The 15,734-nt window shown below is 67.3% G+C and carries 12 protein-coding genes; 2 read left to right on the top strand and 10 right to left on the bottom strand.

Features of this window, described 5'->3' with window-relative positions; genetic code table 11:
• Nucleotides 1-239: 239 nt before the first annotated feature.
• Complete coding sequence (locus ACTWJ5_RS20875) at nt 240-1,862, bottom strand: methyl-accepting chemotaxis protein (protein WP_074983617.1); 1,623 nt, start codon at nt 1,860-1,862, stop codon at nt 240-242.
• A gap of 133 nt (nt 1,863-1,995) precedes the next feature.
• Complete coding sequence (gene gstA, locus ACTWJ5_RS20880; RefSeq protein ID WP_444436450.1) at nt 1,996-2,616, bottom strand: glutathione transferase GstA; 621 nt, start codon at nt 2,614-2,616, stop codon at nt 1,996-1,998.
• 123 nt (nt 2,617-2,739) lie between these two features.
• Here gstA and ACTWJ5_RS20885 point away from each other — a divergent pair, with 123 nt between their 5' ends.
• Entirely contained in the window at nt 2,740-3,078 is a 339-nt protein-coding gene (locus tag ACTWJ5_RS20885) for a winged helix-turn-helix transcriptional regulator (protein WP_009619175.1), read from the top strand.
• A 34-nt stretch (nt 3,079-3,112) separates the two neighbouring features.
• Here ACTWJ5_RS20885 and ACTWJ5_RS20890 read toward each other — a convergent pair whose 3' ends face one another.
• Entirely contained in the window at nt 3,113-3,679 is a 567-nt protein-coding gene (locus tag ACTWJ5_RS20890; protein WP_267852358.1) for a DUF4124 domain-containing protein, read from the bottom strand.
• A 343-nt stretch (nt 3,680-4,022) separates the two neighbouring features.
• On the opposite strand from ACTWJ5_RS20890, the gene ACTWJ5_RS20895 reads away from it, so the two are divergent.
• Complete coding sequence (locus tag ACTWJ5_RS20895) at nt 4,023-4,559, top strand: C40 family peptidase (protein WP_444436451.1); 537 nt, start codon at nt 4,023-4,025, stop codon at nt 4,557-4,559.
• 346 nt (nt 4,560-4,905) lie between these two features.
• On the opposite strand, the gene ACTWJ5_RS20900 is transcribed toward ACTWJ5_RS20895, so the two are convergent.
• From ACTWJ5_RS20900 to ACTWJ5_RS20930, 7 genes are all read right to left on the bottom strand, one after another.
• Nucleotides 4,906-5,976 (bottom strand): OmpA family protein, encoded by a 1,071-nt coding sequence (locus ACTWJ5_RS20900; protein ID WP_444436452.1) that lies wholly within the window; start codon nt 5,974-5,976, stop codon nt 4,906-4,908.
• Between the two features lie 1,266 nt (nt 5,977-7,242).
• Nucleotides 7,243-8,325 (bottom strand): M14 family metallopeptidase, encoded by a 1,083-nt coding sequence (locus ACTWJ5_RS20905; RefSeq protein WP_444436453.1) that lies wholly within the window; start codon nt 8,323-8,325, stop codon nt 7,243-7,245.
• A gap of 113 nt (nt 8,326-8,438) precedes the next feature.
• On the bottom strand, nt 8,439-9,707 hold the full coding sequence (locus tag ACTWJ5_RS20910; RefSeq protein WP_444436454.1) for an MFS transporter: 1,269 nt from the start codon (nt 9,705-9,707) through the stop codon (nt 8,439-8,441).
• A 17-nt stretch (nt 9,708-9,724) separates the two neighbouring features.
• Nucleotides 9,725-10,912 carry a M20 aminoacylase family protein gene (locus tag ACTWJ5_RS20915; protein ID WP_444436455.1) on the bottom strand — a complete coding sequence of 396 codons (1,188 nt, stop codon included), beginning with the start codon at nt 10,910-10,912 and terminating at the stop codon, nt 9,725-9,727.
• Between the two features lie 98 nt (nt 10,913-11,010).
• A complete protein-coding gene (locus tag ACTWJ5_RS20920) occupies nt 11,011-11,919 on the bottom strand; it encodes a LysR substrate-binding domain-containing protein (RefSeq protein WP_253406994.1) in 909 nt (302 codons plus the stop codon).
• A 471-nt stretch (nt 11,920-12,390) separates the two neighbouring features.
• Nucleotides 12,391-13,749: a DUF1329 domain-containing protein gene (locus ACTWJ5_RS20925; protein WP_074983597.1), complete on the bottom strand. Its 1,359-nt coding sequence runs from the start codon at nt 13,747-13,749 to the stop codon at nt 12,391-12,393.
• A gap of 20 nt (nt 13,750-13,769) precedes the next feature.
• A complete protein-coding gene (locus ACTWJ5_RS20930) occupies nt 13,770-15,632 on the bottom strand; it encodes a DUF1302 domain-containing protein (RefSeq protein WP_116423803.1) in 1,863 nt (620 codons plus the stop codon).
• Between the last annotated feature and the right edge of the window lie 102 nt (nt 15,633-15,734).

Genomic DNA, 15,734 nt, shown 5'->3' on the forward strand with positions numbered 1-15,734 from the left:
GCGGCCGGGGAGCGATCGCGGACGGAGTCCGCTCCTACACGTAGGGCGCCTACGCTGCCCACGCCATTCCCCTGCGCGCTCCTACGAAAAGCCATGCGCCCTGGACGCCGTAGGAGCGGACTCTGTCCGCGATAGCCGGACATCCCGGCGCGATTCGCGGATGAGATCCGCTCCGCCCTGACTCAAACGAAAAGGCCGCACATCCTCGGATGCACGGCCTTTTTTGCTTCCCCCGGCTCTCACCTGGCCGAGGCGGCCTCACGCCGGCCCGGGCTGCGCAGCGCCGGCGTCTCGCTCAGCGGCATGCTCTCGGGCCGGTAGCCCAGGCGCAGGCCGCCCCAATGGCGGCCGTTGACGAAGATCGGCACCGACAGGTCGTGCATCTGCTCGCCGGTGTCACGGCAGTAGGTCTGCAACAGCAGCGCCTGCTGGTGGCTGCCGCAGCGGATCCCGGTGCGGTCGTCGAACAGGCGCTTGCTGCGGCTCTTCAGGCGGTCCACCTCGGGGTCGCCGGTCGGTGCCTGTGCGAAGGCGCGGTTGTGCGTCGGCACGTAGCCCTCGGCGGTGCAGGCGATGGCGAACACCAGGCCCTCGTGGCGCTGCAGCAGGTCTTCCTGGATCTTCGGCAGCACCTCGTCGGTGTAGCGGTCGAAGCGCGTGCTGTACTTCTGCGGCTCGGTGCCCGGGATCGGCTGGTAGTGGCGGTCGAACAGGTCCTCGGCGGAAATCCGCCCGTCCTCCAGGTCGGCGGCGAAGCGCGCGCCTATGCTCGATGCACCTTCGCGGGCCAGGTCGTAGACGCGCTGGTGGTAATCGTCCAGGCCCACTTCGGCCAGGCGCTCGCTGATGGCCTCGGCCTGGGCCTCCAGGTGCACAGCGGCGTCGGCCAGGCGGTGGGTCTGCTCGTCGCTGACGCGGATGTCGGCGCGCATGCGCTCCACCGCGGCGAACAGGTTGTCCAGTTGGTGGCGGTTGATCTCCGCGCCTTCGGCGATCTCGGTGATCTGCCGCTCGACGCCAGCGGCCAGCCCGGCGATGCCTTCCAGCTGCCCGCCGGTGCGCTCCACCTGGGCCACGCCTTCGTCGAGGTCGGCGGCCAACTGGAGGATCTGCTCGGCGACCTGGGCGGTGCGCTGCTGGATGTCCTCGACCATCTGCCCCACCTCCTCGGTGGCCTCGGCGGTACGCGCAGCCAGCCCGCGCACCTCGTCGGCGACCACCGCGAAGCCGCGGCCGTGCTCGCCGGCGCGGGCCGCCTCGATGGCGGCGTTGAGGGCCAGCAGGTTGGTCTGGCTGGCGATCGACTGGATCACCTGGGTGACGCGCTGGATGTCCTCGCTGCGCTGGCTCAGCGCCTCGATCAGCGCGCGGCTTTCACCGGCGCGGCCGCTGAGCTGGTGCATGCGGGCGATGGCCTGCTGCAGCTCGCTGCGCCCGACATCGCTGCCGGCGCGGGCCTGGGTGGCGGCGTCCATGGCCTGGCGCGCCAGGGAAGAGGTGGCGCGCTCGGTATGAATCATCACCTCGGCGCTGCCGACGATCTGCTCGGCCGCCGCCAGTTGCGACTCCAGGCGCTCCACCAGGCGCTGCACCGAGTAGGACACGCCGGCGGCGGACAGCGCGTTGTGGCTGGTGCTGTGCGACAGGTCGCGGGTCAGCGCGGCCAGCTCCGGCGCGGCGGCGGATACGCCGGGCAGGCTGCGCCGCTGGCCGACGAACCACGGCAGCCAGAGCAGCGCGAAACCGAGCAGCAGGCACAGCGACAGCGGCCAACCGCCCAGCGACTGGGCGATGAACAGCGCGAGAAGGCCGGTGGTCTGCAGGGAAAGAACGAGGAAGATACGCGAACGCGTCGGGTCCATGAGGGCACCTCTCCAGCCATCGCCCGCCCCGTGGAACACCCGGGTTGGCGCAGGCCCTGAATTATTGTTGTCAGGACCATTAGGCGACCATTTGCCGGCCGCGGCTATCGTCCCTTAGTCGGTAGTGTGGCCGTCATTGCGAGGCGGTGCACTGTTGCGATTCGGCCTGAAGTGCAGCACGCACGCTGTCACGCTCCCCTACCCGCTCGACGAAGCGCGCCAGCGCCGGCCAGCGCGCCAGCTCGATGCCCAGGCGCTGCGTCCAGCCCAGGACGGTGAACAGGTAAGCATCGGCCACGCTGAAGCCTTCGCCCAGCAGGTGACTGGAGCGCTCCAGGACCGGCGCCGTCTGTGCCAGGCGCTTGCCGACCTGATTGCGGAAGCGCGTCTTCAGCGCCTCCGGCAGCTCGCCGTCGAACAGCGGGTTCATGCCGGCATGGATCTCGCTGCCGATGAAGTTCAGCCACTCCTGCAGCCGCGCCCGCGCCAGGCCGCCCGGCGCCGGCGCCAGCCCCGCCTCGGGGCGCAGGTCGGCCAGGTACTGGAGGATGGCCGGCCCCTCGGTGAGTACCTGGCCGTCGTCCAGTTGCAGGGCGGCGACATAGCCCTTGGAGTTGATGGCGAGGTAGTCGGCGCCGTCGGCGGTGCGCTTGCTGCGGTTGTCCACCCGCACCAGTTCGAAGGGCAGGCCCAGCTCGCGCAGGGTGATGTGGGAGGCCAGGGAACAGGCGCCGGGGGCGTAGTACAGCTTCATGGAGAACTCCTTGCGTCGATGGTGCGCAGGAGTATCCGCAGAGCGGTATATCTTTTAAAGAAGGGAGAAAAATGGTGTATAGGTACAAAAAATATACTTTGCGCCCGCCATGAGGAGCCGGCCATGAAGAAGAACGTCTCCGGTTGTTCGGTGGAAGAAGCCATGCACCTGCTGGGCGGGCGCTGGCGCCTGCTGCTGGTGTCCTATCTGCTGGACGGCCCCAAGCGCTTCAACGAACTGCGCCGCGACATGCCGAACATCTCCCAGCGCATGCTGACCCTCGACCTGCGCGCCCTGGAGGACGCCGGCCTGGTGACGCGCACGGTCTACCCGCAAGTGCCGGTGAAGGTGGAATACCGCCTGAGCGAGGATGGCGAACGCCTGCGCAAGGTGGTGGAGGTGGTGAAGGAGTTCGGCCTGTGGCTGAAGGCCCGGGCGCCGGCCGACGCCGCCGCGGACTGAAAGCGCGCGGCCTGGGGGCCGCGCGGGATGGGGCTCAGTTGCTGGCGCCGGACTGGTAGCTGTTCACCACGCAGCCATTGGCGTCGTAGTTGATGCTGAAGAAGTTCAGGTACTTGTCGTTCCAGTAGGTGCTGCTGCCGGCGCCGTGGGCGCTGGCCTGCTTGCTCGGGGTGCCGAACATGCTCTCGATTTCCTTGCGGCTCATGCCCGGGACGATTTCCTTGCGCACCATGGCGGTCCGCAGGTCGCGCTCGGAAAGCCCGGTGGAGCAGCCCGGCCGCTCCTCCGAGCCGCCCACCACGGTCACCCGCGTGCCGCCGGCCGGCGCCGGGGCCGCCGGCTGCTGCGCCGGATAGGCCCCCGCCGGAGCGTAATCCGCAGCCGGCGCCTGAAGCGCCGGCTGCGCCATCACCGCCCCCTCGCCGCCGCCACTGGGCCGGCGGTTCTCCACGTTCAGCTCGACGCCGGCGTTGCCGCCGTTGGGGCAGGCCTGCTTGGTGAAAGTCACCTTGCCCTGCGCATCGACGCATTTGTAGATCGTATCCGCCTGCGCCCAGGCGGCGCAGAACAGCAGCGGAACAGCAACGAGAACACCCTTCATACAGCCTCCCTGGCTGATCAATGGCAGATTGACACCTCAGACCGCCGCGCCGGCGAAAGTTCCAAGGCCGATACACGAAATCCTAACCGCATCGCCAGGAATAACCCACGCCCGGGGGCTCCGTGCTTTCTGCCAGCGTCCCTTCACCGATCCCGCGCCTGCCCCGCCGCCACGGCCTGCCCTGGCCGGCACGAATACTGGAGAGCCCCAGCAGCTACCAGGGAAGTAGCGGCCAGCCCTGCATCACCCATGCCTCCCTCATCCGCGTGGACCAGGGCCTGGTGCAGGCTTGCCAGCAGAAGGATTGCGCCACGACTCAACCTTCACCCCGTAGTGTTCCGAAATGCGTGCTCTTCATTGGTTTATCGCTCTTTTACTTCTCGTGCTGATCGTTCCCCTCGCCCACGCCGATGACCTCGGTATCCCGCAGTGGCGCCGCTACGCGCCCGCATCGGCCCAGCAGGCACCGACGGGCCAGCCCGGCGCCGTCAATCCGGACACGCGCCAGCTCATCGTCGCCCGCGCGCACCAGCTCGTCGGCCAGCGCTACCGCTGGGGCGGCGAATCGGAGGAAACCGGGTTCGATTGCAGCGGCCTGCTGGTCTACCTGTATCGCAGCGTCGCCGACCAGCGCCTGCCACGCACCACCCGGTCGATGGTTGCGCGGCGCGACGCGACTATCGCCCGCCACGAACTACAGCCTGGCGACGCCGTGTTCTTCAGCCACAACGGCAGCGATAGAGTCAGCCACGTCGGCCTCTACATCGGCGACAACCGCTTCATTCACGCCCCCAGCACGGGCAAGAAGATCCGCATCGACTCCCTCGCCTTCCCCTACTGGAAGCGTGCCTACGTCACCGCGCGCAATTTCAGCGGCTGACGGAATCGGCGCCATCGGGAATATCACCGCCCAGGTGCGGGCGTAGACGCAGTGAAACCAACGGAATAGCGCCGGGACCGCCCGTGGAGCCGAGGGCGCAGGCCTGGGTTGCCGATCTTCTGCGGAGGCCCAACCGAGCCCCAGCCGGCGTGGCGGGATGCGTTTGGCCGATGGAAAGGCGTTTGCCTGCGTTGAGGGCTGGTATCGGGGGTTTGCTGCTGGATCACCGTCCAGGGCCATCGAGGCCCTGGACGGTGAAGGTCCCGATCCAGTGAGTGGAAAGGCTGCTCCGCTTGAGTGAACGGCATTGCAGCCTAGATCGGGCTGACTCGTCAGCTCAGGCCGATCACTGCTTGGCCTGGGCTTCCACTTCGGCTTCCACTTCGGCTTCCACGCGACGGTTGACGGCGCGGCCTTCGGCGGTGCCATTGTCAGCGACCGGACGGCTCTCACCATAACCCACGGCGCTCACGCGGCCGCCTTCCACGCCGTACTCGTTGACCAGCACGTCACGAACGGCGTTGGCACGACGCTCGGACAGCCTCTGGTTGTAGGCGTCGGTGCCGACGGAGTCGGTGTGGCCTTCAACGGTGGTGGAGGTGGACGGGTACTGCTTCATGAAGTCGGCCAGGTTCTTGATGTCCACGTAGCTGTTCTGCTTGACCCTGGACTTGTCGAAGTCGAACTTGACGTCCAGCTGGACGCGCACGGCCTCGGCCACGACCGGGCAGCCGCTGGCGTCGACGGTGACGTTGGCCGGGGTGTTCGGGCACTTGTCGACGTTGTCGCAGACGCCGTCGTGGTCCTCGTCGGAGCAGACGTCGGCGACCGGCTCGGTCGCCGGGGCCGGCTTGGAACCGCCGCCGAAGTTCAGGCCGACGCCGACGCCGGCCATCCACTCGCCCTGGTGGCCGCTTTCACGCCTTTCCATGCCGTACTGGCCGTCGAGGCCGGCCCTGGCATAGAAGTTCTCGGTGAAGTAGTACTTCAGGCCGGCGCCGATGTTGGCCATGGTCAGGTTGCGGCGGCGTCCGTCTCCGCTGTTGACGTCGGTCAGGCTCTGGTGGCCGATGCCGGCGGAGAGGTACGGGCGCAGGCCCGCGCCGGGAGCGCCGAAGTGGTAGATGGCGTCCAGCGAGGCCAGGCTGCCACGCACCTTGGCATTGCCGCTCGAGGAGGTGCCGCGGAGGTCGTGGTATTCACCGTAGGACAGCGCCAACTCGACGTCGTCGGTCAGGAAGTAGCCGAGGGAGCCGCCGTACAGGTCGCCGTTCTGCATGTTGCGATTGCTGTCGGTGAAGTAGCGCTTGCCGAAAGCCTCGACCTCGACCGAATTCCGGCCTTGGGCGAAGCCATCCATGGCAGACAAGGCGACCATGGCACCCACAACGACGCCTAAGGTGTTTCTCAATTTCATTCACGCGATCCTTTCAATAAATACAGGGCACAGGTTCAAGCAACAGCCGAAGACCCACACCAGATGAACGAGTGTGAATCTTTCATCCACGACAGGGGCGAAGTTCCATTTCCTGGAGTCTTTTTCTCGAAATATCCACGAGGCAAGACCGGCGCTATTCAACTTGTTTCAAGCCAAGCAAATGCTATCGGCAGGTCCCGAACCGGTTCCGGGCAGCCAGGATGGTATCCAGGTGAACTCCGGCAACACCATGCGACGCCGTCTGAATTCTTCGCTCCACGATTCCGCCAAGTACGACCACCCCAGGCTGCGGACAGAAGTAGCGGCCAACCCTCCTTGCCACTACATACCGCGATCATCTTGAACCCGGCCCCCAACAGCCCTGACTGGAAGAACACGGATTATCTTCCAGGCCTATCAGCGGACATTGACTTCAGAAAGCGCGCAGGAAGTGCATCGACCCAGTAGCGGCGGCCATCAAGCCGATCCCGATATCACCGCCAGCGGAGGCGCATGGAACGGCCTTTTCCGAGGCGGCCATCCCGCAGGCTGCGCGATCCCGGCATATCGAATTGACGAAAAGTAAGGCGCCGATCCAGACCATTTTAGAACTCGTCAGATACCTGCCCCGAAGGCCGCGCCCTACTCTTCTCAGCGCAAGACGACGCAACTTCTTCTAAACAGATCAGCGCTGAATTTCTCCTTCGGAAATCCACCGGAGAACTGTTTCTCAAGCGCCGAAAGCGACCCCGAAGACTCATGTCGCCCGCCCCGCGGGCATTGGCACTTTTCGAGACGCTTGTGGGTTCGCGCCTGCTGCAGGATGCGGGAAGATGGTTGACCCTGTAACTATCTGACTATCCGTACCTAAATGAAAAATCTGATCGATAGCAAAATAAATTTCTCGGTCGTGACCGAAGACTCCCTCATACAGGCATATACCCTGGATGCAAGCCAGGCCGCGCCTGAACAAGTCCTGATGAGCAAGCCTGGCAACCTGTACCTATTGCAGGAGCCCCAGCATGCTTCCCTGAGCGATGCGCTGGTTGCCGAACGCTCCGGAGAAGACCTGCTGTTGGCTTTCCGATCCCAGGAGCAGGCCCGCCCGGCGCTGAAGTTCAAACCCCGAGAATGGGCGCCCGGCAGAACGACAGGAAGCTCAGCGTCTATGTGCCTTACGAAACCATCCAGAAGGAGTGGCGATTCTTCATGGAACGCCGCAACCACAACGATTCCTGAGCGATCGCCAAACCGGCCCCTTCGAAGCTACGCCTCGCACAGGCCCCGGAGCGCCAGCCAGGCCGCTTCGCAGGCCTGCTCCAGCACCTGGCGTTTCCAGTCCTCAGCGTCCACGTAGAAGGCATCACGCAACTGCTGCTTGATGCGCCCGGCCTTGTGCGCCGGCACCTGCGGCGAGCGGGCCAGCCACTGGTCGGCGCGCAGCGCGTCCAGCACCTGCAATCCCGGCAGGGTGCCGAACTCCAGGGTCATGGAGGTCAGCCGTGCCTGGGGGCATTCCTGCAGCGCGGCATGCACCATCTTGCCGTTGAGCCTCACCGACACACTGTTGCCCTCCTCCGCCGAACGCACCGACTCGCCCCACCAGGCGCGGGAGCGGGCCAGCGACGCCGCGGTGTTTTCGCCGGAGTGGATGCGCTCGCCGTGCCCGCGGGGGCCGAGGCCGGTATGCAGGTCGATCCAGCCCAGTTCGCGGCAGCGCCGGCCCTGTTGGCGCAGCACCTGGCGCACCTTGCCGTTGCTCCAGGTGGGCTCGGCGCCGACGTAGAAGAGCCCATGCGGATGGCTGCTCTGGCCGCAGGAAACGGCCTGCTGCAGGTGCCGGCGGCCATGGCGCAGGACCTGCAGCAGCAAGCGCGCACGACTCAGCCGCGACGGCCAGCGGCGTGGCACCAGCAGCGGATCGAGACGGGCGTAGGCCGGGTTCTCCGGCAGGGGCGCGGAAAAGTCCAGGAAGTTGCGGTTGAGGTCGACGTTCTCGTGGGTCCAGCGCCGCCACCAGGAGAAGCCGTAGGGGTTGACCGCGTGGAGGTAGAGCACGGCACAGCCGCTTTCGTGCACGCGGGTCCGCCAATGCGGGTCGCGCAGCATCGCGGTCTGCACGGCGGAACCGCAGAAGCCTTCGACGCCGTGACAGCCGCTGCTGATGATCAGCAATCGGCTGGCGTCCTCCGGGCCGTCGCGGGCCACGTCGAGGGCCAGCGGCTCGCCGTCGCGCCCGGGTAGCGGGTGGTCATGGGATTCGACGGCCAGGCCGGCGGCGGCACAGGCCGCGAGGAACTTGCCACGCGCCTCGGCGTAGCTCTGGGAGAAGCAGGCGGACGGGTTCATCGTCACTCCAGGATGAGCGCAGCCGGGACGCGGGCCGCCGGGCCCGCGCCCGGAAGACGCAAAGGGGATGGGATCAGGGGGCCGGCGGCCGGCTCATGGGCGGCCGCCGCGGCTCATGCCGTGGCGGGCAGGTCCGTGGCGGCGCTGCCGTGCAGCGCCTGGCGGGTGCGCTCGGGGGCGATCAGGCGCAGGCCGAGCAGCGCGCAGAGGATCACCGCGGCGCCGATCAGGCCCAGGCCCAGCTCGAAGCCCTGGGCGATGCTGCCGCCCTTGTGCTCCACCAACTGGCCGATCAGCCAGGGCGCGAGCATGCCCGCGCTGGTCAGGCCGCCGATGTGGATGGCCAGCATGGAGCCGCGCTGCGCCGGCGGCGCTATGTGCGCCACTATGGTGTTGCAGAAGGTCGGCAACAGGTTGATCAGCACGCAGCCGGCTAGGTACAGGCCGATCACCGCCGGCAGGTTGCCGTGGAAGCCGCCGAGGGCGACGAAGGCCGCGCCGGCGAGGATCGCGCAGACCACCGGCAGGCGCACCAGCGCGGTCTGCAGCGGCACGCCGCGCTTGAGCAGGCGCTGCGACCAGGCCGAAACGCCGAGGTTGAACACGATCACGCCGAGGGTCGCCGCCATCACCGTGTAGCCCGATTGCAGCGGCGTCATGCCCAGGCCCTTCTGCAGGTACACCGGCACCCAGCTGTAGACCAGCGCGTTGGGCAGGTAGCCGAGGAAGCCCAGCAGGGTGATCCAGAGGAAGGTGCGGTTGAGCAGCAGGCGCCGGTACGACAGGTGCTGGCCGCTTTCTTCGCCGCTCGCTTCGGCGTGGCTGCCCTCGCGGCCGAAGGCCAGCCAGGCGAGCATCCACAGCAGGCCGATAAGCGCCAGCGCCAGGTAGGCCATGCGCCAGCCCAGGTGCTGGATGGCCAGCGGCAGGGTCAGCGCGCCGAGCACCGCGCCGAGCATGATCGACACCTGGATCAGCGACGAAGGCAGCACCCGCTCGCGCGGGCCGAACCATTTGAACACCGCGTGCTGGGTCACCGCCGTGCCCGGCCCGGTGCCGGCGCCCAGCAGCAGGCGGCTGGCCACCAGCGCGGCGAAGCCGCTGCTGAAGCTGACCAGCAGCTGCGCCAGCATCCACACCAGCGACATGCCGAAGAGGATCCAGCGGGTCGGGAAGCGGTTGGCGAGGAAGCCCACCAGCACCCCGGAGACCGAGTAAAGGAAGAAGAAGGCGCTGCCGATGAAGCCGAACTCGCTCGGCGTCAGCTTCAACTCGTCGATGATCTGCGCCCCGGCGAAGGCGAAGATGGTCTTGTCCATCACGCTGATGACCATCACCAGCATCAGCAGGATCAGCACCAGGGTACGGCGTGCGTTGCGCATCGTTGCTCCATTGGCCATCAGGCGGCCAGGTAGGTCTCGACCAGGCGCACCCAGAGGCTGGCGCCGAAGGGGATGGCCGCGTCGTTGAAGTCGTAGCCGGGGTTGTGCACCATGCAGCCGCTCGGCCCGCTCTGGCCGTTGCCCAGGGCGATGTAGCAGCCCGGCCGGCGTTCGAGCATCCAGGCGAAGTCCTCACTGCCGAGAAAACCCGCCGGCGGCTCGGACAGCAACCGCTGCGGGCCCACCAGCTCGCTCGCCACCTGGCGCAGCAGTCGCGTTTCGGCCGGGGTGTTGACCAGCACCGGCACCAGCTCCTCATAGTCCAGTTGCGCTTCGATGCCATGTACCGCCGCCACCCCCTGGGTGACTTCGGCGATGCGCCGCTTCAGCAGCTGGCGCACGTCCGGGCGGGTGGCGCGGACGCTCAGGCGCAGTTCGGCCCGGTCGGGAATCACGTTGGCCGCCTCGCCGGCGTGGATGGCGCCGACGGTGATCACCGCGACCTCGCTGGCGGGCACGTTGCGCGAGACGATGCTCTGCAGCGCCAGCACCAGTTCGGCGGCGGCCACCACCGGGTCCTTCGCCGCATGCGGCATGGCGCCGTGGCCACCGACGCCGAGCAGGCGGATGGTGGCGCGGTCGCTGGAGGCGGTGAGCGGCCCCTCGCGGGTCAGGAAGCAGCCCACCGGCAGGCCCGGCGCGTTGTGCAGGGCGTACACGGCGTCGCAGGGGAAGCGCTCGAAGAGGCCGTCTTCCATCATCGCCACGGCGCCGCCGAGGGTCTCCTCGGCGGGCTGGAAGATCAGGTTCAGGGTGCCGTCGAAGGCGCGCGTCTGCGCCAGGTAGCGCGCCGCGCAGAGCAGGATGGCGGTGTGCCCGTCATGCCCGCAGGCGTGCATCTTGCCCTGCTCCCGGCTGCGGTAGGGCACGCCGCTGGCTTCCTCGATGGGCAGCGCGTCCATGTCGGCGCGGATGCCGATGCTGCGCGGGCCCTGGCCCTGGCGCAGCACGCCGACCACGCCGGTGCCGCCGACGCCCTCGTGCACCGCGTAGCCCCACTGGCGCAGGTAGCCGGCCACCAGTTCGGCGGTGCGCCGTTCCTCGAAGCCCAGTTCGGGGTGCTGGTGGATCTGCCGGCGGATGGCGGCGAACTCATCCTGCCAGTGCTGGATGCGCGCAAGCGGCTCGGGGCTGGCCTGGATCATGGCCCTGGTCCTTGTTGTAATGACGACGGCCGGCAGCATGCCTCAGCCATGGCGGGCTGAATAATGACCTCTGCACATGCTTATCCAGGCTGGTTATGTCAGCTGGCGGGCTTTTGCAGATGCGGGCCCTTGAAGGCGTAGACCAGCTCGTCGACCAGCATCTGCGCCTCGCGGGTCATCAGCTCGGGCGGCCGCGAGACCAGCGAGATGTCGGTGCCCGGCACGCGCTCGGCGATGTTCAGCGGCTCCAGAGTGCTGGAGACCACCGGCAGGTCGAACACCCGCCGCGACCAGAAGCTCACCGCGTCGGTGTTGGCCGCCAGCTCCGCGTAGAGCACCACCGAGGCGCACTCGATGATGCGCTGCGGCGGCTCCACCCGATGCTCGCGGAACATCTCCCCGGCCAGGGAAACGTCGAGGGAATCGGGGATCAGCCACTCCTGGTCGAGCAGCTCGTGCAGCGACCCGGCCGCGCGCAGCGGATGGCCCTTGCGCACCGCCAGGGTGGTGGGCTGGGCGTAGAGTTCCTGCCAGAGGAAGCCGTCGATGTTGCGCGAGGCCGGCTGCGAGGTCAGCGCCAGGTCCAGCTGGCCTTCGCGCAGGCCCTCCAGCAACTTGGCCGGGCGCAGTTCGTTGATCTGCAGTTGCACCTTGGGGAAACGCTTGCGGTAGCGCAGCAGGCAGTTGGCGAACTGCTGGCTGGGCGTGACCGGCGACACGCCGATGGCCACGCGGCCGTCCATGGCGCCCTTGAGCGTCTCGATCTCGTCGCGTGCGCGGCGCACCTCCTCCACCACCAGCCGCGCCCGGCGCACCAGGCGCTCGCCATATTCGGTGGCGGTGATGCCACGGTTGGAGCGCAGCAGCAGGGGCACGCCCAGCTCGGCTTCGAGTTCCTTGATGCTCTTGGACAGCGCCGGCTGCGAGATGTGCAGCAGGCGCGAGGCCTCCTGGATGCTGCCACTCTCGCAGATGGCGACCATGGCGCGCAGTTGGTGCAACTTCATAATGGGGCTACGACGGCTCGGTTCGACTTGTACCGCGCAAGGTAAAGCAAAAATCGCGCGGGCAGGCAGCGGCCAATTGTAAAAAACGCCGGATTCCCGGGTGAGTGGTTGGTCATGGCTGGTGGGGCATTGGGTTGGGCGTGGGGTTGGGCATGGGGGTCTGCCGGTGGGGAAGGTGTAGGGGGTCGAATCCGTTCCCTCTCCCCAGCCCTCTCCCTGAAGGGAGAGGGGGCCGTCCGTGCCGAGAAAGGAAATGGTTTCAGCCGGATGTCGCTGAGCTTGCCGGCTAACACCGAAACCCCCGAACACTCCGAACAGTCCCCTCTCCCTTCAGGGAGAGGGTTAGGGAGAGGGCGCTCTCTCCCCAAAACACCCAATTCACCAGCAAACTCCCCCTGTAAATACCCCCGAAAAAAAAGGCGGCCATCCAGCCGCCCACAAAGAGAGCATCGATGGAGTTGCTCTGTCGACTCAACGAATCCCGGTAGCACGCAAGGCGCTGGGAGTGAAGTCATTGCTGGTGGACTCGAGGTCGAAGCGGTACGCGCCCTTCTCCTCGTTGCGCAGGCCCGACACCGTGTAGCGCCCGGACAGCACGTCGTAGTGGGTCTCGGCGGTCAGCCAGGTGAACTGCTGGTCGTAGAACGGCCGCGCGTGGCCCTCGGAAACGCGCCAGAGGTTGCCGCGGCCGTCGTAGGCGTCGGCCTCGGCGATCTGCCAGCTGTCTTCGTCGATGTACAGGTCGCGCTTGCTGTAGACATGGCGCTGGCCCGGCTTCAGGGTCGCCTCCACGTGCCACACGCGGTGCAGTTCGTAGCGGGTGTAGTCGGGGTTCAGGTGGCCCGGCTTGACGATATCGGCGTACTTCGCCTTGGGCGAGTCCAGGGCGAAGCTGTTGTAGGGGATGTACAGCTCCTGCTTGCCCAGCAGCTTCCAGTCGTAGCGGTCGGGCGAGCCGTTGAACATGTCGAAATCGTCGTAGGTGCGCATGCCTTCGGCGCCGGGGCTGTCGTAGGCCACCTGCGGGGCGCGGCGCACGCGGCGCTGGCCGGCGTTGTACATCCAGGCCATGCGCGGTTCCTTGACCTGGTTGATGGTCTCCAGCACCAGCATCACGCTGCCGGCGCGGCGCGGCGGCGAGAGGATCTCCTGGCGGAAGTAGTAGAGGATGTTGTCCATCTTCGCCGGGTCGTAGTCCTTCAGCCCGAAGGGGAAGGCGAACTGCTCCTTCATGTAGCTGATGGTGTAGTCGCCGTTGCTCTGCGGGTTCATCTGCGCGGTGGTGCGCAGCATGGTCTTGCCGCGGTAGCGGGTGACGTGGTTCCAGATCGCCTCCAGGCCGTTCTGCGGGATCGGGAAGGGAATCGAGACCTTGAAGTTCTCCAGGCCGTTGCCGCCCTCGGCGAGGTGGGTGGCGCCGGCGTTGGCCTTCACCGCGGCGAGCACCTCGGCCGGGTAGGCGGCGCTGCGGTGGCTGGGGTAGACCGGGATGCGGTAGCTGTCCGGGAAGCGCTTGAACATCGCCAGCTGGCCGGGGGTCAGCTTCGCCTTGTACTGCTCGGCGTTCTGCGCGGTGATGGTGAACAGCGGCTTCTCGCCGGCGTAGGGGTCGGCGAGGAAGCCCGCGGCGTCCAGGGCGCCGGCGTTGGTGGCGAGGCCGCCGGTCCAGGCCGGGATGCTGCCGTCGGCGTTGCCGGCCTTCTCGGCGCCCATCGGCGTCAGGTCGGCGCCCAGGCGCGCGACCTGGTCGGCGGAAACGGCGGCCATCGCCTGGCCGGCGAGCAGGCCGAGGCTGAGGCAGCCGGCCTTGAGCAGGAGCTTGTGCTGCATGGTGGGTCCTCCGGGGGGCGTCAGAAGCTGACGCCCAGGCTGACGGCGAGGAAGTCGCGGTCGGTGTTGGTGTTGTAGTCGCCGCCGAAGTAGTCGGTGTAGCTGATGCTGGCGGTGTATTTGCTCAGGTATTCGCCGTCCAGGCCGATGCTCAGGGCCTTCTCGCCTTCGCTGAAGGTCGGGCCGTAGCCCTGCACGTCGTGGGCGAACGACAGGTTCGGCTTGAGGGTCACGCCGCCGATCATGTCGTTGTATTCGAGCTGGCCGCGCAGGCGGTAGCCCCAGGAGTTGCCGGTGTAGAAGCCGTGGCTGTTGCACTCGCCGGGGTTGGCGGTGTTGACCACCCCGGTGCACAGCGCGTTGCCCGCAAGGCCCAGCAGCGAGGAACTGCCCGCCGCGCCCAGCTCGCCATTGCCATAGACGCTGCTGCGGCCGAAACGCAGGGCGCTGCCGTCGGTGGGGCCGAGGTCGCTGACGTGGGTGAAGCCGACCTCGCCGACCAGGGTCAGGCGGTCGGCGCGCACCAGCGGCAGGTTGTCGAAGGTGTTGGTCAGGGTGACCTGCGCCTGGGTCACCGGCTTGCGCTGGTAGCCCTGGATCAGCGAACCGTAGGCCGAGTCGGCCCAGCCGCTGGCGAAGATCGGCAGGCCGGCGTTGACCGCCGGGTTGGTCGATGCCGCGCCGAGGGTGGCGGCGGCGGAAATGTCGGTGCCGTTGAGCCCCAGCGGCATGTTCGGCCGGTAGCTGATTTCGCCGGAGAGCGCCGCGGTGCCCACCGTGGTGTTGAAGCTCAGGCCGTACAGGCGGATGTCTTCGGGGTAGGTCAGGAAGTAGCGCGCGGTGCTGCGCCCGCCCTGGCCGAACAGCCCGCCGACCGGGTCGGCCAGCGCGCCCTGGCCGACGATCCAGCTGCTGTAGGGCGTGCGGCTGTGGTAGTTCATGGCGTAGAGGCCGAACTCGGTGTCGTTCAGCGACTCGACCATCCAGTGCAGGGCCACGCCGAACTGGCCGCCGTCGCGGGCGTCCTTGTCGCCCAGCCGCGGCACGTAGCCATAGCCGCCCCGCACGCCGGTGCCGTCGATGTCGCGGTCGAAGTCGCTGCCGTTGATCGCCATGCCCGTGTCGCAGCCCTGGGCGACGATATCGCTGCCGAAGAAGGTGCCGCAGTTGTCCACCACGGTCTTTTCCCATTTCAGCTGGTAGAAGGCTTCCAGCGACAGGTTCTCGACGATGCCCTGGTTGAAATAGAACATCGGCACCGGGATCAGCGCTTCCTTGACCTCCGAGCCGGGGCGGCGCAGGGCCGAGACGTCCACCGGGTTGATGCTGTTGATGCCGTTCTGGATGAAGGTGCTCTCGCCCCAGCTCACCACCTGCTTGCCCAGACGCACGCTGCCGGGCAGGTCGCGGACGCTGTAGTTGTGGTAGACGAAGGCGTCGAGCAGTTGGGCGCCGGAGGAGCGCGCGGCCTGGTCGCGGCCGCTGTCGTCGATGTCGTAGAGGTGCTGGTGGCCATCCTTGAGCTCGAAGTCGTACCAGTACTTGCCGCGCAGGAACACGCCGGTGTCCTGGTACTTCAGCTCGAGGTCGTGCACGCCCTTGAACAGCTTGGAGAAGGCCTCGCCCTTCTTGAAGTTCAGCCGGTTGTCGTCGGAGGTGGCGCTGGAGGCGCTGCCGCCGTTGCGGCTGCCGATGAATTTCTTGTCCGGGTTGTCCATGGCCCAGCTGGCGCCGATGGACAGGCTGGAGTCGAAACGCCCCTCGATCTCCCCGATGTTGAAGGTTGCCGCGTGGGCCGGCAGCGCGCCGCCCAGGGCCATGCCGACCGCCAATGCCAGTTTCCGCGGTCGCAGGGATGCACCTTCGGTTCTTGTTCTTTTCATGTTTTCTCCGCCTGGAACGTGCTTCAAGGGGGGGAGCCCGGGGGCTTCCCGCACAACCCGGCGCCATGAAAAACACAGCGAACCGGGAGGCGGTCGCATAGT

Source organism: Pseudomonas sp. A6 (assembly GCF_052367875.1).
GTDB classification, from domain to species: domain Bacteria; phylum Pseudomonadota; class Gammaproteobacteria; order Pseudomonadales; family Pseudomonadaceae; genus Pseudomonas; species Pseudomonas citronellolis.